23 protein-coding genes are annotated in these 24,925 nt (G+C 59.0%); 14 read left to right on the top strand and 9 right to left on the bottom strand.

Features of this window, described 5'->3' with window-relative positions:
* The first annotated feature begins 293 nt into the window (after positions 1-293).
* From A6U98_RS11865 to A6U98_RS11845, 5 genes are all read left to right on the top strand, one after another.
* On the top strand, positions 294-2,879 hold the full coding sequence (locus A6U98_RS11865; RefSeq protein ID WP_064649950.1) for an ATP-binding cassette domain-containing protein: 2,586 nt from the start codon (positions 294-296) through the stop codon (positions 2,877-2,879).
* The gene (locus tag A6U98_RS11860) at positions 2,879-3,889 is read left to right on the top strand and encodes an ABC transporter permease (RefSeq protein ID WP_064649949.1); all 1,011 of its coding nucleotides are present in this window, start codon (positions 2,879-2,881) and stop codon (positions 3,887-3,889) included. Before A6U98_RS11865 ends, A6U98_RS11860 begins: the two co-directional genes overlap by 1 nt.
* 51 nt (positions 3,890-3,940) lie before the next feature.
* Entirely contained in the window at positions 3,941-4,945 is a 1,005-nt protein-coding gene (locus tag A6U98_RS11855) for a rhamnose ABC transporter substrate-binding protein (protein ID WP_064649948.1), read from the top strand.
* A gap of 65 nt (positions 4,946-5,010) precedes the next feature.
* Entirely contained in the window at positions 5,011-5,775 is a 765-nt protein-coding gene (locus A6U98_RS11850; protein ID WP_064649947.1) for a glutamine amidotransferase, read from the top strand.
* A gap of 160 nt (positions 5,776-5,935) precedes the next feature.
* Positions 5,936-6,673 (top strand): GGDEF domain-containing protein, encoded by a 738-nt coding sequence (locus A6U98_RS11845; RefSeq protein WP_064649946.1) that lies wholly within the window; start codon positions 5,936-5,938, stop codon positions 6,671-6,673.
* Between the two features lie 249 nt (positions 6,674-6,922).
* On the opposite strand, the gene A6U98_RS35775 is transcribed toward A6U98_RS11845, so the two are convergent.
* The 8 genes from A6U98_RS35775 to A6U98_RS11810 form a co-directional block, all read right to left on the bottom strand.
* On the bottom strand, positions 6,923-7,222 hold the full coding sequence (locus A6U98_RS35775) for an I78 family peptidase inhibitor (RefSeq protein WP_082933888.1): 300 nt from the start codon (positions 7,220-7,222) through the stop codon (positions 6,923-6,925).
* A gap of 98 nt (positions 7,223-7,320) precedes the next feature.
* Complete coding sequence (locus A6U98_RS11840) at positions 7,321-8,316, bottom strand: Gfo/Idh/MocA family oxidoreductase (RefSeq protein WP_064649945.1); 996 nt, start codon at positions 8,314-8,316, stop codon at positions 7,321-7,323.
* Complete coding sequence (locus A6U98_RS11835) at positions 8,313-9,194, bottom strand: sugar phosphate isomerase/epimerase family protein (RefSeq protein WP_064649944.1); 882 nt, start codon at positions 9,192-9,194, stop codon at positions 8,313-8,315. Before A6U98_RS11835 ends, A6U98_RS11840 begins: the two co-directional genes overlap by 4 nt.
* A 52-nt stretch (positions 9,195-9,246) precedes the next feature.
* Positions 9,247-10,080: a carbohydrate ABC transporter permease gene (locus A6U98_RS11830; protein WP_064649943.1), complete on the bottom strand. Its 834-nt coding sequence runs from the start codon at positions 10,078-10,080 to the stop codon at positions 9,247-9,249.
* Positions 10,077-10,934: a sugar ABC transporter permease gene (locus A6U98_RS11825; RefSeq protein WP_239620731.1), complete on the bottom strand. Its 858-nt coding sequence runs from the start codon at positions 10,932-10,934 to the stop codon at positions 10,077-10,079. Before A6U98_RS11825 ends, A6U98_RS11830 begins: the two co-directional genes overlap by 4 nt.
* 137 nt (positions 10,935-11,071) lie before the next feature.
* The gene (locus tag A6U98_RS11820; RefSeq protein WP_064649941.1) at positions 11,072-12,274 is read right to left on the bottom strand and encodes a sugar ABC transporter substrate-binding protein; all 1,203 of its coding nucleotides are present in this window, start codon (positions 12,272-12,274) and stop codon (positions 11,072-11,074) included.
* 30 nt (positions 12,275-12,304) lie between these two features.
* Positions 12,305-13,285 (bottom strand): alpha/beta hydrolase, encoded by a 981-nt coding sequence (locus A6U98_RS11815; protein WP_245304516.1) that lies wholly within the window; start codon positions 13,283-13,285, stop codon positions 12,305-12,307.
* Complete coding sequence (locus A6U98_RS11810; RefSeq protein WP_245304518.1) at positions 13,282-13,878, bottom strand: GntR family transcriptional regulator; 597 nt, start codon at positions 13,876-13,878, stop codon at positions 13,282-13,284. Before A6U98_RS11810 ends, A6U98_RS11815 begins: the two co-directional genes overlap by 4 nt.
* Before the next feature lie 178 nt (positions 13,879-14,056).
* On the opposite strand from A6U98_RS11810, the gene ugpC (A6U98_RS11805) reads away from it, so the two are divergent.
* Positions 14,057-15,118: a sn-glycerol-3-phosphate ABC transporter ATP-binding protein UgpC gene (ugpC, locus tag A6U98_RS11805; RefSeq protein ID WP_064650081.1), complete on the top strand. Its 1,062-nt coding sequence runs from the start codon at positions 14,057-14,059 to the stop codon at positions 15,116-15,118.
* 73 nt (positions 15,119-15,191) lie between these two features.
* Here the strand turns inward: ugpC (A6U98_RS11805) and A6U98_RS11800 are convergent, their stop codons facing one another.
* Complete coding sequence (locus A6U98_RS11800) at positions 15,192-16,334, bottom strand: mandelate racemase/muconate lactonizing enzyme family protein (RefSeq protein WP_064649939.1); 1,143 nt, start codon at positions 16,332-16,334, stop codon at positions 15,192-15,194.
* A 60-nt stretch (positions 16,335-16,394) separates the two neighbouring features.
* Between A6U98_RS11800 and A6U98_RS11795 the strand changes: the two genes are divergently transcribed.
* From A6U98_RS11795 to A6U98_RS11760, 8 genes are all read left to right on the top strand, one after another.
* Complete coding sequence (locus A6U98_RS11795; RefSeq protein WP_064649938.1) at positions 16,395-17,090, top strand: GntR family transcriptional regulator; 696 nt, start codon at positions 16,395-16,397, stop codon at positions 17,088-17,090.
* A 106-nt stretch (positions 17,091-17,196) separates the two neighbouring features.
* Positions 17,197-18,435, top strand: a complete 1,239-nt coding sequence (locus tag A6U98_RS11790) for a sugar ABC transporter substrate-binding protein (protein ID WP_064649937.1) — start codon at positions 17,197-17,199, stop codon at positions 18,433-18,435.
* Positions 18,436-18,494: 59 nt separating this feature from the next.
* Positions 18,495-19,412, top strand: a complete 918-nt coding sequence (locus A6U98_RS11785; RefSeq protein WP_064649936.1) for a sugar ABC transporter permease — start codon at positions 18,495-18,497, stop codon at positions 19,410-19,412.
* A gap of 2 nt (positions 19,413-19,414) precedes the next feature.
* On the top strand, positions 19,415-20,260 hold the full coding sequence (locus A6U98_RS11780; protein WP_064649935.1) for a carbohydrate ABC transporter permease: 846 nt from the start codon (positions 19,415-19,417) through the stop codon (positions 20,258-20,260).
* 9 nt (positions 20,261-20,269) lie between these two features.
* Positions 20,270-21,367: a sn-glycerol-3-phosphate ABC transporter ATP-binding protein UgpC gene (ugpC, locus tag A6U98_RS11775; protein WP_064649934.1), complete on the top strand. Its 1,098-nt coding sequence runs from the start codon at positions 20,270-20,272 to the stop codon at positions 21,365-21,367.
* Positions 21,368-21,836: 469 nt separating this feature from the next.
* Positions 21,837-23,144 carry an extracellular solute-binding protein gene (locus A6U98_RS11770; RefSeq protein ID WP_064649933.1) on the top strand — a complete coding sequence of 436 codons (1,308 nt, stop codon included), beginning with the start codon at positions 21,837-21,839 and terminating at the stop codon, positions 23,142-23,144.
* Positions 23,144-24,103: a sugar ABC transporter permease gene (locus tag A6U98_RS11765; RefSeq protein ID WP_064649932.1), complete on the top strand. Its 960-nt coding sequence runs from the start codon at positions 23,144-23,146 to the stop codon at positions 24,101-24,103. The genes A6U98_RS11770 and A6U98_RS11765 overlap by 1 nt, the downstream gene beginning before the upstream one ends.
* A complete protein-coding gene (locus A6U98_RS11760; protein WP_064649931.1) occupies positions 24,100-24,921 on the top strand; it encodes a carbohydrate ABC transporter permease in 822 nt (273 codons plus the stop codon). The genes A6U98_RS11765 and A6U98_RS11760 overlap by 4 nt, the downstream gene beginning before the upstream one ends.
* The last annotated feature ends 4 nt before the right edge of the window (positions 24,922-24,925 follow it).

Genomic DNA, 24,925 nt, shown 5'->3' with positions numbered 1-24,925 from the left:
GATTCCACCGTTGAAAACCATAGTCAAAAGCACTTTGCTTTAAGCGCATGCCGGTGCGCCACACCTAGCGCGACCGCTGAATGAACGCAACTCATTGCGCCGGAAGCAAAAACCGTCTCCCCAGATAATCATTAAGACGAGGCTTGACGACATTCAAGCATTATTATAGTAAATTGCTTTAATAAATGCCCGATGGGAGTTGGGGCGAGAGATACGCTCTCGGTCATGAGGAGGCATCGAACAGATGACGTGCTGTGCAGGGTTAGCGATTCCGGTTATGTCGGACGCTCGGGATGCTTGAAATTTCAGGCCGTCGAACCGCGGCGCCAACGATGGAGGCCGGCCAGGTCGTTGCGTCGCTCGAAGGCGTCACGAAGGTTTTTGGCGGTACCGTCGCCGTTGCGGATGTGTCTATCCAACTGCGCGCAGGCGAAGTGCTGGCCCTGCTTGGGGAGAATGGGGCGGGCAAAAGTACCTGCGTCAAGCTGCTCGCCGGCGTGCATCGCCCAGATGGCGGCCAGGTCTCCATTCTGGGGAAGGCCGTCACATTCGCGTCCCCGCTGGAAGCCCAGCATGCCGGCGTCGCGGTTATGCATCAGCATCCGGGTCTCTTTCCCGATCTCAGCATTGCTGAAAATCTGTTCATCGGGCAGACCGGGCTGCGTTGGAAACTTGACCACCTGTATATGCGCGCCGAAGCGGCGCGCCTCCTTACGCTCGTCGGCCTCGAGGTGGATGTCACGGCGCCCTTGGGGCGGCTTCGGACATCAGAGCAGCAATTGGTCGAAATTGCCCGTGCGCTTTCGCTCGACGCGCGCGTTCTGATCATGGACGAACCGACCGCGGCCCTGTCCCAACGAGAGGTGGAGCGGTTGTTCACAGTCGTGGACAATCTCCGGTCCCAAGGGGTGGCGATGATGTTCGTCGGCCATCGCATGGACGAGATCTATCGCGTCGCCGATCGTATCGCCGTCCTGCGCGACGGGCGACATGTCGGAACGGAAGGCGCGGCTGATCTGTCTCGGGAACGTGCCGTTCAGATGATGGTCGGGCGCGCGCTGGACGGGCTCTATCCTCGCAACAGCGCCTCCCCGGGCGAGGTAGTTCTCGATGTTAAGGGGTTGTCCTGCGATGGCTCGTTCAAGGATGTGTCGTTTCAGTTGAGAGCGGGCGAGATCCTGGGGTTCGGCGGATTGGTCGGCAGTGGCCGTACCGAGATCGCCCGGGTGTTGTTCGGGATCGATCAGCCGACTGCGGGAACAATCAGGATCGATGGCAAGGCACTGCGCTTCGCCTCTCCGAAAGATGCCATGGACAATGGCGTCGCCTATGTTTCCGAAGACCGGATCGGGCAGAGCCTGGTGATGGATTTCTCCATTCTGAACAATGCGTCGTTGACCGTGCTCGACAAGGCGACCCGAGGCGGGTTTATGTCGCGCGAGAGGGAGCTTGACCTTGCAAAGCCGTTTCTCGATCGCCTTCGGCTGCGTTTCAAATCCTTCGATCAGCCGGTCGGCGCGTTGTCCGGCGGCAACCAGCAAAAGGTCGTTCTGGCAAAATGGCTGGCGACCAATCCTCGCATCCTTATCCTCGACGAGCCGACGCAAGGCATCGACGTTCAGACCAAGGCCGATGTGCATGCGATGATGGCTGATCTCGCCGGCAAAGGCATGGCGATCATCCTGATCTCATCCGAACTGCCAGAACTGCTAGGCATGGCCGACCGGATGATCGTGCTGAGAGAAGGCTTGGTTACGGCCGAATTCCTCCACGACGAGGCCACGCAAGAAAAGGTGATCGGCGCTGCGACAGACGCGATCGTCAAGAAGGTGGACGGCGAGATTGTCGCCAAGCCGGTCCCGCATCAAGAGGAAAAATTGGAGCTCCCGGAAAGAGCGGCGCAGGGCACATGGCGGCGGGTTCTCGCCCGCCGGGAATTGGGCCTGTTTGCGGCCATTGCAGCTGTCGTCATTCCGATTTCAATATTGAACATACGTATGCTCAGCGGCGCAAATCTATCCGCCCTGGCAATGGATGCCGGCCTTCTGATGATCGTCGCAGTCGCCCAAATGCTTGTTGTCATCACCCGAAGCATTGATCTTTCCGTGGCTGCGATCATTGGCCTTGCAGCCTATGGAGCGGCCTCGACGATCCATCTGCATCCCGAGATCGGCGTGATGGGTGGGGTCGTCCTGGCTTGTGCGATCGGGCTCGCCGCAGGCTTCCTGAATGGGCTCATCGTGACCTACGGCCGCGTACCGGCCATCGTCGTCACGCTCGGCACCATGTCCATCTTCCGGGGCATCAACAGCCTCTGGGCCGGCGGAACGCAAGTGAGTGCCGACCAGGTGCCGCAAGCCTGGCTGGATATGACAGCGGCAAATATTCTCGGGGTTCCGGCTGTCCTCCTGATTGCCATCGCCACGCTGCTCGTCGTCGCCTACATCCTGCGAAATACCTCGATCGGTCGAGAACTGTTCGCCATCGGTTCCAATCCCGGCGGAGCGAGCCTCATCGGCATTCCCTCGCGGGCGCGCATCCTCATGGCGTTTTCGGCAGCCGGGCTTCTGGCCGGGTTCGACGGTGCGCTCTGGGCTTCGCGCTATGCCACAGTCGATGCACGCGTTGCCTACGGTTTCGAGTTGACGGTGGTTGCGGCTGTCGTCGTCGGCGGAATTGCCGTGCGTGGCGGCTCCGGCACGGTGCTCGGCGTCGCCGCCGGCGCCTTGATGCTGCTCATCATCAACAACGGGCTGACACTCGTGCGTGTCGATCCACTTTGGCTGCAGGGGGTCTATGGCCTCGTCATTCTCGCCGCCATCGGCATCGACGCACTCGTCGCCCGCCGCGCCGCCGGCAAGCGCAAGGGAGCACATTGATGGACACAAATTCCGAGCGCAATTCCGACTTCGTCACCCGCTTTGCCAACTGGGATAATTTCCTGGCGGCGCTGACGATCGCCGTTATCGCCTACGCTCTCCTGGGCGTGCCGAACTTCGCTTCCGTCTTCAATATTTCGCAGGCCGTTGCCGGCATTTCGGAGAGGGCGCTCATCGTGTTGCCGATGGTGCTGCTGATCATCGCGCGCGAAATCGACCTGTCCGTCGGCAGCATATTGGCGCTCACCAGCGTGATCTTCGGTTTGCTCATCCAGCAGGGCGCGCCACTCCTTCTGGCCATTCCGGTAACACTTGTCGCCGGCGGAATTTGCGGTGGCTTCAACGGCGTGCTGGTGACCAAGCTCGGTCTTCCCTCGCTTGTCGTGACGCTCGGAACGATGGCCCTGTTTCGCGGCGTTGCCTATATTCTGCTCGGCTCGGACTCCATCAACGATTTTCCCGACAGCTTCCTCGATTTCGGCATCGATACTGTCGGCACATCGCCGGTGCCGCAGACTATTCTTCCCTTCCTGCTGCTTGCCCCGATTTTCGCCATATCGCTTCAAAAGATGCCGCTCGGCCGGCGCATCTATGCGATCGGAGGGAGCCCTGACGCCGCGCGTTATTCCGGCATTCGCCTGGCTCGCACCGTGTTCGGCCTGTTCGTCACATCTGGTGTGATTTGCGCGGCAGCCGGCATGGTCTACGCGGCCCGGCTGGCGAATGCCCGCGCCAACAATGCGGTCGGCATCGAACTCGACGTCATCACCATCGCGCTTCTGGGCGGGATCAGCGTCTTCGGCGGGCGTGGCCGGCTGACCGGCGTGCTGTGGGCATTGCTTCTGGTCGCCACCATCCGCAACGTCCTTGGTCTGCTGCAGATCGGCGGCGACGCGCAGGGGACGGTCATCGGCCTTCTGCTCATCGTTTCACTGCTGGCCAGCAATGCGGCGGAGCGCGTCTTTGCCAGCGTTCGAACGCGATATTTCAAAGTCAAAGCAGGCGAGTAGTTTCCGGGGCTAGCCTGCTTCATTCAACCGGATATCTTGAGGAGGAACGTCATGACATCGCATCTTATTAGAAGCCTGCTGGTCGCGGGCAGCGTGATCGCAAGCATCGCGGCGGCAAACGCGCAGGAATGCGCCAAGGAACCGGTCACGGTCGGCTTCCTGCCGAAACTGGACACCGACCCCTATTTCCAGGTCGCGCAAACAGGTGCGGAAGAAGCTGCAAAGGAAATCGGCGGCAAGGCGATCAAGCAGGCTCCGTCGCAGGCGACCGCCGAGGCGCAGATCGATTTCATCAACAATCTGGTTTCGCAAAAAGTCGGTGTCATCGCGATCTCCGCCAACGACGCCAATGCCGTAGCCCCCGCTTTGCGCCGCGCAGCCAAGCAGGGTGTGAAAGTCGTATCCTATGATTCCGACGTGTCGACTGCCGCCCGTTCCGTCTTCCTCAACCAGGCGGCCGGCGACAGCCTGGCCGAAATGATGCTGGAATCGATGGGACAGATGATCAACTACGACGGTGAGTTTGCGATCCTGTCGTCGACGCCCACGGCGACGAACCAGAATGCCTGGATCGACTTCATGAAGAAGACCATGGCGGCCGACAAGAAATACGCCAAGATGAAGCTCGTTCAAGTCGCCTATGGCCAGGAGAGCGAACAGGTCAATCAGCAGCAGGCTCTGGCCCTGGCACAGGCATTTCCGAACCTCAAGGGCATCATCATTCCGGCAGGCATCGGCTTGCCCGCGGCTGCCCGTGCCATGGACCAGGCGGGTCTTCTCGGTAAGATCAAGCTGACCGGTCTTGCTCCAGCCACCCTCATCAAGAAATACATCCAGAACGGCTCGGTCCAGGACATTTGGTGGAACGTCAAGGATCTTGGCTATCTCACCTACTATGCGGCCCAGGCCGTCGCGCAGTGCAAATTGACCGGCAAGGAGGGCGAGACCTTCGAAGCCGGCAGGCTGGGTTCCTACAAGGTTGGCGCAAAAGGCGAAGTTCTTCTCGGACCAGCTGACATCGTGACGCCGGCAAACGTCGAAGAATTCAAGTTCTGAAATCCTCGAGCTGAAGGGTGGCGCCGCATGGCTCCACCCGTTCCAATTGACATCGGGAGGCCACCATGAAGCCAGTGTTGCTCGCCGGCGAGACGTTTCACGTCACGTCCTTTGCCGCCAAGGGATATGAGGTTGGAGCATCGTCACGCTATTCCAACGGCGCCGAGCGCTATATACAAGGCCTCGCGGCGCAGGACATCGCGGTCGTCCAGATCGGCGGCGAGCGTTGCGAAAGCGAATTCCCGACGACACTGGAAGGCCTTACGGCCTATTCCGTCGTCCTGCTCTCCGATGTGGGTGCGCTGTCGCTTCTCTATACCCCGCAGACGAGGGCGGGCCGCCGCTCCGTCAATCGCCTCGAGCTTCTTAGGGACTGGGTGGAAAAAGGCGGGGCGCTGATGATGGCGGGCGGATATTGCAGCTTTCAAGGCATCGATGGTCTTGCCATGTTTCGTGGCACCGCTGTCGAGGAATGCCTGCCTATCGAGTGTTTTCCCGGACCGGATGGCTTAGAGGCGCCAGAGGGCTTGGACCCGGTCATTCATGAAATCGGTCATTCGATACTGGCGGGAGTGCCATCGCCTATACCTTGTCTCCTTGGCATGAACCGCGTTGCCGCCCGCGGCGGTACTGAGACGAAAACACTGATCCATTGCCGCCATCGCACAGGACAAATGCCGCTCCTATCGGTTCGCGATTATGGCGCCGGCCGAACCCTGGCTTGGACGACCGATATCGGCCCGCACTGGCTGTCCCAGGAGTTCATGCGATGGCCCGGCTATGATCTGCTGATGGCCAATATGATCCGCTGGCTCGCTCGAGAAATTTAGGACGCCCTGCGTCGCAACGATGTGGTAGCCAAGAGAGGATTTTGGCCATTCGCGGCGAAATCTCGACGAAATGGACGCATGAATCAATTTTTATCGATGTGTTTTAAAGCATTTTAAATTCATGAGCCCATAGCGATTTCACTTCGTCACGGTGGTATTGATGCGTCGTATTGTCGAAAAGGCTATTTTAACTGGACTGCTTTCAGTGTTCGCCTCCCTGGCTCTTACGTTGATCATTGTTCCGTTGTTGGGCGGGCAAGTGGCAGGCGCTGGGCTATTCATGACGATTTTTTGCCCCCTGGCGATATCGATCCCGGCTTCGGCGCTGCATTTTACTCAGTCGGAAAAAGTCCGACGCGCTGAAGCTGCGACAAAAGAGGCATTGAACAAGCTCGCCGAGGCTTATGACGCCCTTCGCGTCCAATCTCGCAGGGATGGCCTGACCGGAATTCTCACTCGCAGCGCCTTCATGGAAGATCTAGACGCGACCAGTCAGCGCGGCATATCCGGCGCCTTGCTGTTTCTGGACCTGGACTATTTCAAGTCGATCAACGACCGATATGGTCATGCGACCGGCGATGAAGCTCTTCGCTGCACCGGTCGTGTCCTCGCCCGCTACCAAGGACAGTCAGATTTCGCGGGACGCCTCGGGGGCGAAGAGTTCGGTCTGTTTCAAGGCAATTTGACGGCTGCCGAGATGCTTATGCGTTGCGAGGAAATTCGGGAAGAGATCGCGCGTATTGATCTGCGATCTCCGTCAGGTTCGAAAGTGCGAATGTCGGCGAGTGTCGGCGTGTTTCATTGCCAGCCGGGGTTCCATCCCCACTCTTGTTTGAAAGCCGCGGACGAAAACCTTTATCAGGCCAAAGTCTCGGGTAGAAACATGGTCATCGGGTAGCTCTCGAGCGTGTGTCCGATGATCTAGAAAGACTTCTCCACTCTCGCAGGTAATGCTGGAGAGCGACGGCAGGATATTCAGGCACCGCCTGGACACTTGGCCACAGCAGGCGATTCCGCGCGAGTTTGGCAGCACCTCGCGACGTCGGACCGTGAGCCAGCATTGCGCGGCTATTGGTCCCAAGGCTCACAGCTAGGCGCATTCCCGTTTCGACCAAGTGCAATGCACTCACAGCATTTTGCGTCAATATCATCCGCAGGTGGCTCTCAGCACCCGGCCGGAGGCGGGATCGGTCTCGATGGTAATTCGGTCAGCTCTGTAATCATGTGTAACGGGCTGGTCGGGTGCGATCTGACGCGCAATGGTTGCTCCGGTTGTCCGCCTGGCCTCCTCGTCGGTCGGCTTGGGCTTTCCAATGAGTGTTTGCGCGGCCGCGGCATCGCATCGGCCACTTTTAACTTCGGACGTTGTACCAGCTGAACACGCCACCAAAGGCGGAACTGCGCTCACGAATACCAGACCAGTTAGAACACGGACTGCATGCAGCATTGATTTTCCTCTCTTCCTACCGACGGTTAGTCCAGCAGTGCGCGGACCGGACCTACTGGTGCTGGGGAGTATGTTGAAATCTTGACCAGGCAGTCCTGTCACAGGCTTAGCTCGCGCCGCATGGTCTCCAGCCGCTCCATGGCGATGACGCCGTCGGCAATGGTCGGTGCCGCGGTTTGAGCCCCGCCAAGCGCCGGGACGACGTCGGCGAGCAGCGAATAATAACCCTTCGGGTCTTCATTCGCGGCAGCCGTGAAGTTCGGCTTCCAGGTCAGGGTATCGACGTGGTCAGCAAGCGTCGCGGCCGGATCATCTGTCTTGAAGGGCGGGTTGCGATGCCAGCGGACCTCGATGACATCCTCGACCTCGATACGCTGATGGTCGCCCATCAGTTCGATGCGTTCGACAGGCGTGCCCCGAGACTGGATGGTACCCATGGCGATGTTACCGATGGCGCCGCACTCGAATTCGAAGCCGATATGGAAGAGAACGCGGCCCGGCGTTTTTTCCACCTTGCGCGCAGACATCGAACGCACGGGCGAGACGAGGAAGGAGACGAGGTCCATGTAATGCACGCAATGATGCAGGAAGAAGCCGGTATAATCGACGTTGCCTGCGAAGTAGCCGGGCGCCGTCATGTAATAGCCGGTCAGGCCTAGAACGTCGCCGAAACGGCCCGATTTGACGATATTGGCGGCGATTTTGTTGCCGACCGAATAGCGCTTCATAAAGCCGACAAGGAGCGGCTTTTTGGCCTTTTCGGATGCAGCAAGAAGCTCTCGTGCGCCGGCCGCCGAGCCCGAAGGCGGTTTCTCCATGAACACGCCGAGACCACGCTCGAGAGCCGCCTTGCCGAAAGCGAGATGCTGATCTGGACCGACGGCCATGCCGACGGCATCGAGGCCGGGGGTGCGAAGCAGCGATTCGACATCGCTGGCCAATGCCTGGACGCCGAACTGCCGGCCCGCATCGGCAAGCCGTTTTCCGTCTATATCACAGAGCGCCGCGATCTGGACGTCATGGCGAACAAGTTGCGGAAGAAGCATCTGGGTAGCGTGGACGCCGCACCCGATCCAACCAATTTTCAATGTCATCGGCGATATTCCGTCAGTGTGAGATGAGACTTGATGAAGGCGCTGGAGGCGCTGAGACGATCGCTTTCATCCTCATGAGGTGGGCGCCATTGCGCGAAGGGAACACCGAACCGATCGTCGGTGCGGCGGAAGGGCTCAAGTGATATCGGCCCTTTATAGCCAACCGCATGCAGGGCGCGGCAGACCGAGACCCAGTCCGTTGCTCCGGTTCCCGGAAAGCCCCGATGGTTCTCGTTCGCCTGGAAATGCACTATCCGGCTGCCGCCAAGAAGAATGGCCTCGGCTATCGAGCTTTCCTCCATGTGCATATGGAAGGTATCGAGCATCAGTTGGATCGCGGGGTGGTCAACGGCATCGAGCAGTTCGATGGCCTGCTGCGTCGTGCACAGCACGTCGCTCTCGAAACGGTTAAGGGGCTCGACGGCCAGCAGAATGCCGGCGGCCTTGGCATAGTCGCCGACCTCGCGCAGACCCGCCACGCAGCGCCGCTTGCGGGCAAGGCGTTCTTCTTCCGCCACGGGCTGGGGCGGGCGGCCGGCAAAGACCAGGGGATTGCCCGTCAGCGGGCCTCCGACGATTTGCGCGCCAAGCGCCTTGGCACAATCGACCGTATATTTCAGGTAGTCTATGCCGGCGCGATGGGCGTCTCCCTCAGCCGAAGAGAGATTGCGCTGCAGATTGACGCGTGCGGCCAGCACGACGCCGAGCCCGGCATCGTCCAGAGCCTTGCGCGCCTCTTTCATGTCGATCTCGCCGACTTCGGGAACCAGCAGCTCGACGAAATCGTAGCCGTGCTGGCGCATGCGCGCAAAGAGCGGGAAATGCTCGGCCGTGAAAGGCCTTGCATACTGCATGGAGATCAACCCGATCGGGTTCATGTGTGTATCCTCTTTCATCGACCGGCCCGGCATTCGCGGAGCGGTATGGTGGTCAACCTTTTACGGCACCCTGGGTCAGCCCGCCGATCAGGCGGCGTTGCACGAGAAGGAAAAGCAGCGTCGCCGGCAAGGCTCCCACGACGGCGCCGGCGGCAAGCAAGCCCCATTCGATCTGGTATTCGCCGATCAGCGTCTGGATCGCGACGGTCACGGGGCGAACGTTCTTGCCGCCGAGCGTCAGAGCATAGAGATATTCGTTCCAAGCGGTGATGAAGATGTAAATGCCGGTGGAGATGATGCCGGGCATCATCAGCGGCAACACGACGCGGCGCAATGCCGTCAGCCGCGTGCACCCGTCCGTCATCGCCGCTTCGTCGAGGCTCCTGGGGATTGCGCCGACATAGCTCGTCAGCATCCAGACGGCAAAGGGAATGGCCGCCGTCGCATTGGCGAGGATCAGTGCGAAATGCGTGTCGAGGATGTTGAGTTTTCGAAACAGCACGAAAAGCGGCAGGATCAGAAGCACGATCGGGAACATGTTGATCAACAGAAACTGCAGCATGAACGCTTTGCGTCCTGCGAACCTGAAGCGAGAGAAGGCGTAAGCTGCCGTGACGGAAACCAGCAGTCCGACAACGACGGTGCCTACGGCGATGATCAGGCTGTCCAGCATGTTCTTCAGAAATGACGTCTGTTCGATCAGGCGGACGTAATTGTCAAAGCTCCAGCCCGAGGGCGAAATGGAAACGCCTGTGGCACTGAGAACTGCCGTTGGAGTCAGCGATGTCAAGATCATCCAGGCAAAGGGTGCCATGGCGAAGATCACGATCAGGAGAACCGGCAGGTCGGTCGTCAGGATGCGGCGTAAGGTGCTGGGTTTGTTCATCGTTCAACATCGCGCATGGTGCGGGCAAGATAGACGGCGACAAAAGCGCCGAGCAAAAGGGTGAAGGTGACGGCGATCGTGGTGCCGTAGCCGAAGTCCAGATTCTGACGCGCCTTGATGAAGGCGTAGAGCGGCAGCGTATGGGTGGCATAGCCTGGCCCGCCGCCGGTCATGACGAAAATCACGTCCATCGAATTGGCGACCCAGATTACCCGCAGCAGGCCGGCCGTCGCCAGAACCGGGCCGATACCCGGCAAGGTGATGTGCACGAATTGCCGCCAGGCGGACGCGCCATCGATCGAGGCGGCTTCATATTGGCTTTTCGGAATGCCCTGAAGCCCGGCAAGGATCATCACCGCGAAGAAGGGGAAACCCTGCCACGTCAGCGTTGCGATGATGGCGTAAAGCGCGACGCCCGGATCGGCGAGCCATGGAACCGCCGTCTGGACGACGTGCAGGTAGAGCAGGATATCGTTGAGGACACCGGTGTTCGGATCATAGATCCAGCGCCACATCAGTGCGATGACGACGCTTGGCAGCGCCCAGGGGATGATGACAAGGGCGCGCGCCAGCCCGCGCCAGGGAAATTCGCGGTTGAGAAGCAGCGCTGTGAGGAGGCCAAGGCCCATTTGCAGCGGCACCGTCAGGCCGATCCAGATCACTGTGTTCCACAGGGCGCTCCAGAAGACAGGGTCGTTGAACAATTTGACGTAATTGCCGAATCCGACGAAGCGGCTTGCATTCGGCTTGAACAGGACGAGATCGTAGAAGCTTGTGAAAACGGCCTGGATCATCGGCAGGAAGACGATCACAGCGGTGACGCAAACAGCCGGTGCCAGCAGCCAATAGGGCATAAAATGCTGGCGTTGCCAGAACGGTTTTACCTTCTGTTCCCTGGGCGTGGAAACGATCGTCGACATGCGAAAATCCTGACTTTCAAATTTACGCGATGGGGCGGCTCCGGTGGATGGTCCACCGGAGCCACGGGCATTTACTCCGCAAAGAGCGTGTTGAGCTGCTCCATCATCTGCTGCGACGTGGTTTGGCCGGTCAGGGCCTGCTGCATCGCCGTCTGCCAGGCCGTGTTCACGAATTCGGACGTGCCGGAACTCTGGGGCAGGACGTGGGCGAAGGGCAGGGACTGGACAGTAGCGTCGACGAAGCGGCGTTCGTGAAGCTTCCAATCGGCTGCTCCGCTTTTCGTCACGGTCATCTGGCCGGTCGCGGTGTTGAAGGCGACATTGTTTTCGCCTTCCGCCAGGAACGAGATCCATTTCCAGGATGCATCCTTGACCGAGGACGACGAGAAGACGGCAAGCGACTCGTCGCCATAGGACGTCCACTGCTTGCCGCCGCATTTCGGCACCGGCACCGCCGAAACCTTGTCGCCCAGAGCGGCAACCAGATCCTTGGACGAGCCGATATGATGGATCGTCATCGCCGTCTTGCCGGTTTTGAAGGCCGCGATGATTTCCTGGAAACCGTCATTCGGCGCCGATGGCGGAATGACCTTGTCTTTCTGGAACAAGTCGATCAGCCATTGATTGGCGGCCACGGCTTCTGGCGTCGTCAGGCCGCCGGGCTTCAGTTCGGCGCCTTTCGAAAATACGAAAGCGCCCCACTGATCCCAGCCACCCTTGCCCCCACGCAGGCCGAAGCCGTAGGTGTCGGGCGCCTTGGTCAGCTTGATCGCCGCCTCGCGGAAATCCTCGCAAGTCGTCGGCGGCTTGAGACCGGCCGCTTCAAACAGATCGGCGCGGTAATAGAGGTAGAGCACCACATACTGGATCGGCAGGTAATATTGCTGGCCATCGGCGCCCTTGTTCAGTTCGAGCAGATTGTCGAGAAGATCTGCCTTGCCCTGCCACGCGTTGATGCGGTCGCCGATCGGCTCCAGCGCGCCCATTTCAAGAAGGCGCGGCTGCGCGAAAAGTTTGACCATGGCCGCATCGGGTGCGTTGCCGCCGACAAGGGCCGTGTAGAGATTGTCGTAGTAACTGTTCCAGGGAACGTTTTCGGCCTCGATCTTGATGTCGGGATTGGCTTTTTCGAATTTGGCCACCAGATCGGACATCGGGTTTGCGGGGTTGTCGAAGTGGTACCAGAAGCGGACTGTCTCTGCGGCCCGTGCTGGATTGAGCGCAAGGGAGGCAGCCATCGCCGCGCCCAAGGCCAGTTTCCTCAAGAGTTTCATTGCCTTCATCTCCTCCAGTTTCAGCAATTCTCACGTTCTGTTCTTCACAGCCCTCGCCGCTGCACCGGCCGAGCGCAACGCCTCCCGCGCTGCCTCAAGCTCATTGGTGTTTTGCAGAAAGCCGTGCGTGACCCCAGCAACGATGTGGATAGGGTCATTGCGATGCAGCGCCCTGAGGCGCGCATGAAGCGCCATCGTATCTGAAAAGAGCGGATCGACCCCCGCAGCCATCAGATAGAGCGGTGGCAATCTCGACAACGCGTCATCCGTTGCCACCAGTGGACAGGCAAGTTCATCAGAAGCGATTGCCTGCTCACCTGCATACCAATTCCAATAGCGGCGCATCCGCTCCGTCGTCAGGCCGGGTCCGGTTTCGAAGCGCTGATAGGACTCGCCGGAGAGATCACACCGATAACAGCCGTAAAATAGCAGTCCGCCGTCAGGAAGGGCGCGGTCGTCGCGCAATTCATGCAGGATTGCGGCAAGCGCCAGATTGGCGCCAGCGGAATCGCCCGCGATAAGAAGAGGCCGGCAATCGACACCTTCGATTTTGCCGTCCAGCACGGCCCGAAGACATGCGACCGTATCAAGCAACCCGGCCGGGAAGGGGTTTTCCGGCGCCAACCGATAATCCGGCATGACAATGGTCATCCGCGCTTCCGCGGCCAAGACGCGTGCTAAACGTTCATGTGTTTCTGGGCTGCAAAAGGCAAAACCGCCGCCATGCACGAAAAATATGACGCCGCCTTCGGCATCCGCCGGCGATAGGATACGCATGCGGCAGGGGTGAGAACCAAGTCCACTGTCGGCAGCGATCCACACCTGCCGGTCTACCGCCATCGGCGGCAGGTTGACGTTCCAGCGCTCGTTGTTGCGTGCCGACTGCGCACGGCCCTCGGCAGCTGGCAGGAGTGTCGGATCGGTCTGCGGACCCGTGTCGGCCGCAACCCTCGCCCACAGGGCCTGCATCTCGGCCGACAGCACTCCGGGATCTGCCGCGACCGCACTCACTGGTTCGCATCCGGAAAAACATCGGGACCTAAGTCGACGATCGTCGCGATATGGTGACGCATGACAGCGGTGGCATTAGCAATGTCGCCGCTTTCGATGGCGTCTATGATGCTGCGATGGCGCAACGCCGTCGCGCGAAGGTCGCGCGCCGAGCGGCTCCTCGATATCTTGAAGCGGTGGTTGTGAACGAGGCACCGGTGCAAGATCGGATCGAGGGCCGGAAGATTGGCGGCTTCGAGAATGCGCCGATGAAAATCCCGGTCGATTGCCGCGAGATGAAGTTCATCGTCGCCCTCGGCCGCGGCCACCATATCGTCGAGCATTGCGTTCAAATCTGCGATCAACGCCTTGCCGGGCGACCGCATCGTTCGAGGAAGACCACTGCACTCGATGTGGGTGCGCAAGCGGAACATCTCCACCGCCTCATCCGCGGTGCATTCGGAAACCTGGGTCCCGCGATGACCCTGGCGCCGAACGAGGCCTTCCTCCTGAAGCTGCAGCAGCGCTTCGCGAACAGTTCCCTGGCTGCATTGAAAATGCGCTGCGAGGTCGAGTTCCGTCAGACCGGTTCCGGCCGCAAGGTTCCCCAGCATGATGTCGCGCTTCAGCGCATTGAAGGCGAGCGAAGCCTTGGGCGGCTTGGTGACCGTGGGCCTGGGGGAAAAATATGCCATTGATCGAACCTGTTGCCGATTGCATCTCGCTTGTCTTATCGTTATCAATAATGATATCGATAATGGCCGTCAAGGCGAAAAGACATGGAGGAACGTCGTGGCTGGCATCACGCTCAACAAAATCAGCAAATCCTACGGGGAACTGCAGGTTATCCACGATATCGACATCGATATCGCCAGCGGCGAATTTCTCGTGCTGGTCGGGCCTTCCGGCTGCGGCAAGTCCACTCTGCTGCGGATGATCGCTGGGCTCGAAGATATAACGGGAGGCGAACTTGCTATCGGCGGCGCCACGGTCAACACGTTATCGCCCGCCGAGCGCAACATCGCCATGGTATTTCAGGACTATGCGCTCTATCCGCACATGACGGTTGAAGACAACATGTCGTTTGGCCTCAAGATGCGTGGTGCGGCGTCGGACGAAATCGGCAGGCGGGTCGAAAACGCTGCCAACGTCCTCAAGATCAAGGATTTCCTCAAGCGCCGTCCTGCCCAATTGTCTGGCGGCCAACGCCAGCGTGTCGCCATGGGCCGCGCGATCGTTCGAGAGCCGGCGGCGTTTCTGTTCGACGAACCGCTCTCCAATCTCGATGCCTCCCTGCGCGTTGAAATGCGTCTGGAGATCGCCAAGCTTCACAATCGCATGAAGGCAACCACGGTCTACGTCACCCATGACCAGGTCGAGGCCATGACCTTGGCTGACAGGATCGCGGTGATGAACGCTGGCGTGGTCGAGCAGATCGGCAAGCCCCTGGATCTCTATCGCAAACCAGCAAGTCTTTTCGTGGCGCGCTTCATCGGCAGCCCGACGATGAACACAATCGACGCAGCGCCTGCAGACGGTAATTCGATCACCGTGCTCGGACACCAGATCGAGATCGCGGAACATGGTGGTCGTGCGGCATCGATCGTATTTGGCATTCGACCGGAAGATCTCACCCGTTGTTCACCCGAGGAGGCATGGTTTTCGGGAGAGGTGTCCGTTGCAGAACGTCTCGGAAGTCAGACCTACGCGTATGTCGAGATCGGAGACGCTCGCATGCTGACGGTGGAACTGCCCCGCGAAACGGACATCGCCGTCGGAGAAAAGATCCATCTGAAGGGTTATGCCGGAGCAATCCATCTCTTCGACAAATCGACAGGGCGACGTCTGAACTAGCTGCAATGCCTGACGTTTGTCGAATGTGACCCACTTGTGCAGACGCAGGCGACATCGCTGCGCCCGCCAACCTTTAAGGGAGGGTTGGAAGTCTCGGATTGACAGGCGCCGGTCCAAGGGCTGATCGATCCAGCCGCTTTGGACGGGCCCAGTCTTGCCGGGCTGCCTCGCTCAAAACGAGGCCATGTCCCGGGCGGGTCGGCGCATGGGCGAAACCATCGCGGATTTCTATTGGCTGCTCTACGAGATGATCGAAATTCTGGAATGAATACTCGAGCCACTCGACCTCCGGAAGTGCGACAGCCATGTGGACGCCGACTTCCAGGAAAGTGTTGCCGAGGCTGACCGGGATGCCGAGTTCAGCTGCGAGCCAGCCGATCCGCATGACATCCGTCACCTGGCCATGAACATTGAGCAGGTCGGTTCCGAAGTTCTCCATCAGGAGACGCTTTCCATTTGCGTCGAGATACTCGCCGCTGTTGATCTGCGTCCAGTTCACGGCGTGACGGAGCGTACGCAGGCCCTCAAAGTCATGGCGAAGAATCGGATCCTCTACCCACAACAGGTCGTGGCCCGCATTGCGGATCGCTGTCAACTTGACCAGCGCCTCCTTGGAATTCCAGGCTTCGTTTGGGTCGATCATAATTTGCGACCCAGCGGGGACGACCTCTTTGAGCAGGTTGAGCCGGCGCATGTCCCGCTTGAAGTCAGGATGGCCAACCTTGATCTTGAATGCCTCATAGCCAAGACCGGCGGCGTGCGAGAACAGCGCGCAGAAAGCGTCATCGCCTAGATGGAAATCAAGACCGCTGGCGTAAGCACGGACCCGGTCACGTCGGCTTCCCAGCAGCTTGTGTAGGGGCAAACCGGCTTCCTTGGCGGCAAGGTCCCACAATGCGACCTGAAGGGCCTCGTGAAACGGCAGCGAGAAAGCGCGCTGATTGCCGCCTCGCGGGCGACTGACACGATGGACCAGCCCGATCGCTTCGTGCCCAACAATCGCCGGCCAGACTTCGTGCTTGAACACCGCTTCGATCTCCGTCTGATCCGGGAGAGGATGAAAGAGCGTTTGAATGAAGCCGAGCCCAACGTTTCCCGTTTCGCCAATAAGCTCAAGAGCGGCCACGTTGACGTCATCTGCGCGGACTTGACTGTCACCAATTACTCTGTCGCGGGCGAACTGAAATCGGGTTATACGAAATTCGGATAGGGGCATGAACGTGCTCTCTGATCGCTTTATATTGATGACTGATCTATCAGAGGTATTATCGGACGGATGAAAAAATCGCAAGTGCGCAAAGCGAAAGCAACTGACCCCGAGGTGGCTGCCCCCCGGCTCAGCGATCTCGCCTATGATCGCATCCTCGAAAGCCTGTTTGAGCGAACGGTCCCTGTTGGCGCATTTATCTCCCAGAGCGAGCTGTCCGAGATTGTCAGCGTTCCGGTTGCGCCGCTTCGCGATGCGTTGCGCATGCTCGAAGCCGAAGGCATTTTGACCATCCATCCTCGCTCCGGCATCCAGTTCGTGCGGCCCGGCCTTGAGCTGACGCGCTCGACGTACCAGTTCCGCTCGATCGTTGAACGCTCGGCCGTTCGCGTGTTTGCCGAGGAAGCCGACGAGGACTTGATGAACAGGCTGGAAGTCCGGCATTCTAGGCTTTTGCGGAAGCTGGAGAAGGATGGTCTGACGCCTGACCATCTCGCTGAAATGGATCTTCTCGAGCTCGATCTTCACGGTCAAATCATCGCGGCTTTGCGCAATCCGCTCATCGACACCGCATACCGGCGCATGCACAACTATCTGCGTTTGCTGCGATTGGAGCGCAAGGTGACGCCTCCCATGCTTATTCGAACGCTGAAGGAGCATCTGGAAATCCTTGAAGCATGCTCTTCGAGAAACGCCGACGCGGCCGAGAAAGCGCTTCAAGCCCATTTCCAGGCGGCGATAAATCGCAACCTCGGCCTGGCTTGATCTCAGGATATCTCTCGGTCAACTCAGCTGTTGCCGTATAAGCAAAAGGCTGCTATCTCCCACTGATCGATCAGATCGCTATTCTGATATCTGGGAGGATAAAGAGATGCAGATTACCAAACGCGAATTCCTCGTTGCGACAGCAGCGCTAGCGCTTGCCAGCGGCGTCCGCTCCGCAAGTGCTGCCACCGCGATCAACTATTGGCATCACTTCGCCAGCCAGTCGGAAATGGCGGGCCTGGTGAAAATCATCGAGCTGTTTGGAAAGTCTCATCCAGGCGTCACGGTCACCCAGGAGAGCATTCCGAATTCGGAATATATGGCCAAGGTTTCGTCGGCGGTCGTGGCCGGCGGGCGGCCAGATACCGGAATGGTTATCGCGGAACGTTTTGCCGATCTGACGGCGATGGGAGCGTTGACCGACATCACCGAACGGGTGAAAGGATGGAAGGGAAAAGCCAATCTGCCGGAGAACCGGTGGACTGGCATGTCTCAGGACGGCGCGATTTACGCGGTTCCGGCCTATGCTTTCGTCGACTGGATGTACTACCGGAAAGACTATTTCGAAGAAGCTGGCCTTTCAGGCCCCCCAAAGAATTTCGACGAGTTTGTCGCCGCTTGCAGGAAGCTCACCGACCCGGCAAAGGGGCGCTACGCGTTCGGCATGCGCGGAGGCGCCGGGGCGTTCAAATACGTCATCGACGTCATGGAAGCCTTCGGCTCGCCCATTGTGAAGGACGGTCAGGCGGCCATCGACAAGGGTGCGGCGGTAGAGGCGATCACCTTCTACTCAAGTCTGTTTCTGAAAGAGAAAGTTGTCCCTCCAAGTGCGCCGAACGACAGCTATCGGCAGATCATGGAGGGGTTCCGAACCGGCCAGACAGCGATGGTCTGGCACCATACCGGATCGCTGATCGAAATTTCGGCCGCCTTGAAATCAGGAGAGCAGTTCGCAACCGCTCCAATGCCTGCGGGACCGAAGGCACATATTGCGCGTGTTGCCTATGCCGGTAACGGCATCATGAAGGACGACAATGTCGATGCTGCCTGGGACTGGATCAGCTTCTGGGGAGAAAAGGATGCGGCGATAGCCTTGTTGGAAGCGACAGGTTATTTCCCGGCATCAACGGCAGCACTTGATGATGAGCGGATCAAGTCCAATCCCATCTACCAGGCCGCTTCGCAGACGCTCGACTTCGGTCGTTTGCCGAACAGTTTCGTTGGCGCCGCGGGCTGGTCGGAAAATGTCGTCAATCCAACGTTCCAATCCGTTCTGACAGGTCAACTCACACCTGAGCAGGCCGTCGACCGTATGATCGAAGGTCTGGAAGCCGCGCTCCGGTAGTGAAGCCGACGCGACGAGAAGTCGTCGCGTGCGAGAGGACGGCAAGTCGCCGCGAAAACATGAAGCAAGCCTTGCACCGTGGTCCACTTACCCGTCTCGGCGACCTGTCCGAAACACGCTACTGGGTCTACGTCCTGCTGTTTCCGAGCCTGTTCCTGCTTTTGCTGGTGGTCGCCTATCCGACCCTTTATGGCTTCGTCATCAGCGTACGTGAAATGCGTCTCACCCGACCGGGCCTCAACGGCTGGGTCGGGGCAAAGCACTACGTCGCCATGATGTCGGATCGCGTGTTTTGGATATCGTTGCAGAACACGGCGATCTGGGTGACCGCAGCCATCGCGATAGAAGTAACACTTGGCTTCGTTGCTGCGGTCGCGCTGAACCGCAATGTTCCAGGCACGAAGCTATTTGGTGTCTTGATCCTGCTTCCCTACTTTTTGCCAAACGTTGTCGCAGGACACATGTGGGCGCTTTTGCTCGATCCCCGTCTGGGTGTCATCAACGATCTGCTGGTGCGTAGCGGCGTGTTGAGCACCTACAAGGCATGGTTCGCCGATCCGGCCACAGCTTTGGCCGCGACTATTCTGGTCGAAGCGTGGCACGGGTTTCCGTTCTTCGCGCTGCTGTTTCTGGCCGGTCTCAAAGGCATCCCCGAGGATCTTTACAAAGCCGCGGCAGTCGACGGCGCAGGGCCGGTCCGGCAATTCCGGCTGATCACCGTGCCAATGCTGAAAACGGTGATCACCGCGGCCGTTATCCTGCGCGTGATCAGCCTTGTGAACTCACCCGATCTGCTGCTCGTTCTGACAGGTGGGGGCCCGGGCAACGCCACACAGGTGCTGTCGCTCTACGCCTTCCAAACCGCCTATCGCGAATTCAACTTCGGGTATGCCGGGGCGCTCTCGGTCGTCATGTTCGCCATCCTCATGGTGTTCGCGACGCTCTACATCAGGTTCACGCGGATCTCGAAAGAATGACAATGTTGAAAACTAGTCGCGGTCGCCGCCTCATGGCCGATATCCTGACCTATGCCATACTCTTCACGATGGCGATTTTCTGCCTCGGACCGATCGTCTGGATGTTTTTGACGTCCTTGAAAAATGAAGCCGACATCGTGACCTCCCAGATGCAGTACATCCCTCGCACAATCACCTTTCAGAACTACCGCGCAATCTGGACGCAGTCGAATTTTCCGGTGCTGATCACAAACAGCCTGGTGGTGACGACGATTACGGTGGCTATCTGCGTCCTGACTGGAACGCTTGCAGCCTATGCATTCTCGCGGCTATCGTTCAGGGGCCGCGACCGACTGATGCTCAGCTACCTCCTGGTACGGATGTTCCCGGCCGTCATGGTGATCATTCCGCTCTTTGTGATGATGCGGACCGTTGGCCTCGTCGACAGCCGCTTCGGCTTGGCCCTTGCCTATACCAGCTTCCTGCTGCCGCTGTTCGTCTGGATGCTTAAAGGCTTCTTCGACGCAGCCCCGAAAGAGCTGGAAAGCGCCGCCCGCATCGATGGGTCCACCAGATTGGGCGCCATGGTGCGCATCGTCTTGCCCCTGGCGCGCAACGGGCTCGTTGCAAGCGCGGTGTTTATCGCGATCGCCGCCTGGAACGAGTTCATTTTCGCGCTGATGCTGACGACCGGACAGGGGTCGAGGACCTGGCCGGTCGGTCTGCAACTGATGGTCGGCGAGTTTCAATTGCCATGGGGCGTTCTTGCTGCGGGCGGCATACTGAGCATTCTGCCAGTCGTCATTCTCTTTGCGATCGTCCAGCGAGCGATGGTTCAGGGCCTCACCGCAGGCGCGGTCAAGGGTTAGGAGACGATCATGTCGAGCTTGTCCATCAGGGATATTCAAAAGTCATATGGCGCACTCAAGGTGCTGCACGGAATAGACGTCGACCTCGAGGATGGTGGCTTTCTCGTGCTCCTTGGACCGTCAGGATGCGGCAAGTCGACTTTGCTCAATATCATTGCAGGACTTGATGAGCCGTCGTCTGGTGATATTGCGATCGGGGATCGATCGGTCACAGCGCTTCCGCCGAAGGACCGGAATATTGCAATGGTTTTCCAGTCTTACGCGCTCTATCCGACAATGTCGGTTGCTCGCAACATCGGTTTTGGCCTTGAGATGCGGGGTGTCCCGGAGCAACAACGCAGGGCGGAGATTCAAAAGGCCGCGGAGATGTTGCAGATCGAACATCTTCTGGATCGGCTTCCAGCAAATCTCTCAGGAGGCCAAAGGCAGCGCGTTGCCATGGGGCGCGCAATTGTCCGGAGTCCCGACCTGTTTCTCTTCGACGAACCGCTCTCAAACCTGGATGCGAAGTTGCGCGTAGAGATGAGGACCGAGATAAAGAGGCTGCACGAACGCCTCGGCACGACCATCGTCTACGTGACCCACGATCAGATCGAGGCGATGACGCTGGCGACCAAAGTTGCCGTGATGAAAGGTGGCTATGTCCAGCAGCTTGCCGATCCCAGAACCATCTACGAACGGCCTGCGAACATGTTCGTCGCCGGCTTTATCGGATCTCCCGCGATGAACTTCATCAGGGGCAAATTGATGTCGGATGACGGCGGTTCCCGGTTTGAGAGCGGTGGCGTGATAGTTCCTGTCAGTATCCCAGATAACGCAGTCAAACCCCGGGACTGCGTCCTTGGGGTAAGACCGGAAGAGCTTAAGGTCGTCGAGAACGATGATGCCGCAATCCACGGAGTGATAGACGTAGTGGAGCCAACTGGTCCGGACACGATGGTCACCGCTATGGTTGGCGGCCACGCGATCGTGGCAAGAGCCGAAGTGCGTTTCCAGGGTCGGAGAAGCGATAAGGTTCGCTTTAGCGTCGATGCGCAAAGCATCAACCTGTTCGATGCCGAAACTCAGAATCGAATAGAAACGAGGACTAACCGTCAACCCTTGTGAATTTGAGGGCCGTAGGTTCGATACCTCGCGGCAATAGTCACTCGTCGTTTGCGAAAGATGGTAGGTTGAAAACCAAGTGGGTTTTGGCTCTGTAAGGCTGCCGCTCGCCGCGGCGCGATCGAATCTTTGGCGTCTGCCTAATGAGCGCCTGACGCTAATCGGCATAAGTCGCATCGCGGGCAGCGCGACTTGGCGTCCACTGCCAGCGAAGTGCCGACCTACGATGTTGGCACCACTTCTTGACGATTTATGAGTTCGCCGGGACCGGTGCGGCAACGGGGCGCATTCCCGCGCGGATATGGGATTTCCTGTCAGGGATGATATCGCGGCGAAGTCCTCATGGGGGGCGGAGGTGTCGCCCCCCATTTCGACGCAAGGCAGAAAGCACTTGCCTCATACAAATTAGATGATAACGTTTCAATTAAATTGCATGCCGGAGGGCAGAAGTCATCGTTTGGGAGGACGTGAGATGACCAGCAGCAGCAGATTTATGCCTCAAATCCATCGCCGCACTCTGCTCGCCGGGGCAGGAAGTGTCGCATTGGCGGCGTTGGCCGGCCGCACCCGGGCGCAGGATGCCGTGAGTGGCGAGCTTGTCGTTCTCAACTGGATCGGTGGTTCCGAGGCTGAGATGATGAAGACGATTCAGAACGGGTTTCTGAAGAAATATCCCAACGTGAGGATCCGCGAGGTCAACATCACCGGGCAGGGCGATATGCGTGGCGGCATCCGTACCGCGCTGCTGGGAGGTGAAGTGGTCGACGTTCTGATCAACACCTGGCCCGCCTTTCGCAAGGAACTGTCGGATGCCGGCATGCTGCGGCCGATCGACGATCAGTGGAAGAGCTTCGGCTGGGACAAGCTCATCAGTCAGTCGTGGAAGGATCTGGGTTCGATCGATGGTGCGGCCTACGGGCTGACCTACACATTCGGCGACCGTTCCGGCATCTGGTACAAGAAGGAGCATCTGGCCAAGGCGGGGATCACGGCGCCGCCGAAGACGTGGGATGAGTTCCTGTCGACGTTTAGCAAGCTGACCAAGGCAGGTTATGCGGCGCCGGTTGCAATTCCCGGCAAATACTGGGCGCATGCCGAATGGTTTGAAAACCTGCTTCTGAGAACCGCAGGCGTCGAGACGGCTGCAAAGCTTGCGGCTCACGAAATTCCGTGGACGGATCCGGCGGTGAAGACGGCGCTCAGCAAATATGCCGAGATGCTGTCGGCAGGCTGCTGCGGCGCGACCAATACAATGCTCGCCAATGACTGGGACGGCGAGGCCGATCAGATTTTCCAGGCCAATGCGAAGAACTATCTTCTGATCGGCATGTGGATGAACAACCGCGCCAAGAATGACTACAAGCTCGTCGAGGGCACCGATTACGACCTTTTCCAATTCCCATCGCTTGGCATGGGCCACGACGACACATCGAGCGTCGATGCCAAAGAGTTCCTGGTGACGAGCAACGGCGCCAATCCGAAGGCGGCGGACGCTTTCCTCGACTACTGGACAAGTGCGGAGGCTGCCAATCTGCTTGTCAAGAACGGCTATGCATCGCCGAGCAGCCAGGTCGACAGCGCTCTTTATGGAGCGGCGCAGAAGACGGCAACGGCCGCGGTCGCCAGTTCGAAGTTGCAATTCGTGCTGGGCGACCTGTTACCTGGCGATCTCGTCGACGAATATCGCGTTCAGTTGCAGAAATTCCTGCAGGATCCGTCTGAGGCCAATATCGACACGGTTCTTGGCTCCATCGAAACCAAGGCCCAGGGTTCCTACTAATGGCTGGTACTTCCGCCTCCTCGGTGCAGGAAGCGGCGGGCGTGATGCAGGGTTCTGCGCTGGCGGCTGGCATCGAAGATCGCCGGCGTCTGCTCAGGGACACGCCCGCTGCGCTTATCCTGATTGCACCGGTCATCCTGCTGTTTGCGATCGCCGTGGTCTATCCGCTGGCCGAGACGATCAGGCTGAGCTTCTGGGATATCCAGGGGCTCAGAAAGCCGGCCTTTATCGGCTTCGGCAATTATGCGCGGCTGTTTTCGGACGCTGCCTTTCGCAACACGCTGCTGACGACGCTGATCTTCACCATCGGCACGACGGTGATTTCGGTGGCGATCGGCTGGATTCTGGCAATGCTGTGCGCATTCGCGCCGCAACAGACGCTTCCATTCCGGGTGATGATCTTTGCCGCCTTCGGCATTTCGGAAGCAGTTTCCGGTTACATGTGGATTGGCATTTATAGACCGGATGCCGGCGGTCTGCTCAATTCGCTGATCCAGCTTGTCGGGTTTTCCGGCTTTGCGCATGCATGGCTCGGTGACGCTAGTACGGCGCTCTGGGCGCTGATCATTGCCGCGTCCTGGAGCGGCGTCGGCCTGCCGCTGATGCTGATCTTCGCCGCCATCCAGGCAATCCCGAAATCCGTGCTCGAAGCAGCCTATATGGATGGCGCCAAGCCGTTCTCGACGATGCGCCATATCATGATGCCGCTGTCGATGCCGGGTGTGCGTGTCGCGGTCTTCATCAATCTTCTGGGTGCGCTACGCGCCTTTGACATCATCTATATCCTCACCGGCGGCGGGCCAGTGCGCGCCACCGAAACAGTCGGCTATTTCATGTACCGGGAATCAATGACCCAGTTCAAATTGGGCTACGGCGCGGCCGCAACCGTGATCTTGCTGCTTGCCGTGCTCATTGTCTCGATTCCCGCGATCGTCCAGCGAACGGCCGGTGCAAAATGATTGGCAAGGCTCCCCGCTGGATTATCGTCGTCGTCGGCATCGTCGCCTTCATCTGGATCGTCCCGATCATCGGTATTGTCGTTACATCGCTGCGTCCACCGGAAGGCGTTTCGCTTGGCTGGTGGCGCTTCGATCATTTTGACTTGACGTTGAGTGCCTGGCGCCGCGTCTGGGACAAATATCCCCTCGCAGAGTCCATGTGGGCGACGATGAAGACGGCGGGCATTGCAACCTCTTTGACGATGCTGCTGACGCCGGCTGCGGCATATGCTTTCCACTTCCTGACGTTCCCCCTGCGCCGCGTGCTGCTGATCATCATCATCAATGCCTTCGTGCTGCCGCAGCAGGTCGTCATCATCCCGCTTTTCACGCTTTGGCGCGATCTCGGGCTGATCGACAACATTCTTTCCGTGCTCATTCCCTATGTCGGGATGTCCTTCGCCTGGTCGATCTTCCTCGTCAAAAACTTCTTCGAAGATTTTCCGCGTGAACTCATCGAAGCCGCCAAGATCGATGGCTGCGGACCGCTTGCGACCTTCCGCCACGTCGTGCTGCCGAACAGCCTGTCACCAATCTTTGCCGTTGGCATCCTGCAGTTCCTCTGGACATGGAATGCCCTGCTGCTGCCGATGCTTTTTCTGCGCAACAACGTACCTCTTCCCGTGCTGCTCGCCCGTATTTCAGGCAGTTACGAAATCAACTGGGATCTGAGATCGGTGGCCGCCATCATCACCACTATCGTTCCCCTGCTCGTTTTCCTTGTCTTCCAACGTCAGTTCGCCGCCGGATCGCAGACACGCGCCGGCGCAAAGGAATAGGACC

This window comes from Rhizobium sp. WYCCWR10014 (genome assembly GCF_001657485.1).
Classification (GTDB): domain Bacteria; phylum Pseudomonadota; class Alphaproteobacteria; order Rhizobiales; family Rhizobiaceae; genus Rhizobium.
Note: the sequence above shows the minus strand (reverse complement) of the source record. Positions and strands in the feature narration are given on the sequence as shown.

Excerpts from the sequence above, each read along its gene's own strand:
- A6U98_RS11845 (WP_064649946.1), top strand. The coding sequence starts at position 5,936 with ATGCGTCGTATTGTCGAAAAGGCTATTTTAACTGGACTGCTTTCAGTG.
- A6U98_RS11835 (WP_064649944.1), bottom strand. The coding sequence starts at position 9,194 with ATGAACCCGATCGGGTTGATCTCCATGCAGTATGCAAGGCCTTTCACG.
- A6U98_RS11855 (WP_064649948.1), top strand. The coding sequence starts at position 3,941 with ATGACATCGCATCTTATTAGAAGCCTGCTGGTCGCGGGCAGCGTGATC.
- A6U98_RS11785 (WP_064649936.1), top strand. The coding sequence starts at position 18,495 with ATGAAGCAAGCCTTGCACCGTGGTCCACTTACCCGTCTCGGCGACCTG.
- A6U98_RS11865 (WP_064649950.1), top strand. The coding sequence starts at position 294 with ATGCTTGAAATTTCAGGCCGTCGAACCGCGGCGCCAACGATGGAGGCC.
- A6U98_RS11860 (WP_064649949.1), top strand. The coding sequence starts at position 2,879 with ATGGACACAAATTCCGAGCGCAATTCCGACTTCGTCACCCGCTTTGCC.
- A6U98_RS11800 (WP_064649939.1), bottom strand. The coding sequence starts at position 16,334 with ATGCCCCTATCCGAATTTCGTATAACCCGATTTCAGTTCGCCCGCGAC.
- A6U98_RS11820 (WP_064649941.1), bottom strand. The coding sequence starts at position 12,274 with ATGAAACTCTTGAGGAAACTGGCCTTGGGCGCGGCGATGGCTGCCTCC.
- A6U98_RS35775 (WP_082933888.1), bottom strand. The coding sequence starts at position 7,222 with ATGCTGCATGCAGTCCGTGTTCTAACTGGTCTGGTATTCGTGAGCGCA.
- A6U98_RS11760 (WP_064649931.1), top strand. The coding sequence starts at position 24,100 with ATGATTGGCAAGGCTCCCCGCTGGATTATCGTCGTCGTCGGCATCGTC.
- A6U98_RS11765 (WP_064649932.1), top strand. The coding sequence starts at position 23,144 with ATGGCTGGTACTTCCGCCTCCTCGGTGCAGGAAGCGGCGGGCGTGATG.
- A6U98_RS11825 (WP_239620731.1), bottom strand. The coding sequence starts at position 10,934 with ATGCCCTATTGGCTGCTGGCACCGGCTGTTTGCGTCACCGCTGTGATC.
- A6U98_RS11810 (WP_245304518.1), bottom strand. The coding sequence starts at position 13,878 with ATGCTGGGGAACCTTGCGGCCGGAACCGGTCTGACGGAACTCGACCTC.
- A6U98_RS11840 (WP_064649945.1), bottom strand. The coding sequence starts at position 8,316 with ATGACATTGAAAATTGGTTGGATCGGGTGCGGCGTCCACGCTACCCAG.
- A6U98_RS11795 (WP_064649938.1), top strand. The coding sequence starts at position 16,395 with ATGAAAAAATCGCAAGTGCGCAAAGCGAAAGCAACTGACCCCGAGGTG.
- A6U98_RS11780 (WP_064649935.1), top strand. The coding sequence starts at position 19,415 with ATGTTGAAAACTAGTCGCGGTCGCCGCCTCATGGCCGATATCCTGACC.
- A6U98_RS11850 (WP_064649947.1), top strand. The coding sequence starts at position 5,011 with ATGAAGCCAGTGTTGCTCGCCGGCGAGACGTTTCACGTCACGTCCTTT.
- A6U98_RS11830 (WP_064649943.1), bottom strand. The coding sequence starts at position 10,080 with ATGAACAAACCCAGCACCTTACGCCGCATCCTGACGACCGACCTGCCG.
- A6U98_RS11790 (WP_064649937.1), top strand. The coding sequence starts at position 17,197 with ATGCAGATTACCAAACGCGAATTCCTCGTTGCGACAGCAGCGCTAGCG.
- ugpC (WP_064649934.1), top strand. The coding sequence starts at position 20,270 with ATGTCGAGCTTGTCCATCAGGGATATTCAAAAGTCATATGGCGCACTC.
- A6U98_RS11770 (WP_064649933.1), top strand. The coding sequence starts at position 21,837 with ATGACCAGCAGCAGCAGATTTATGCCTCAAATCCATCGCCGCACTCTG.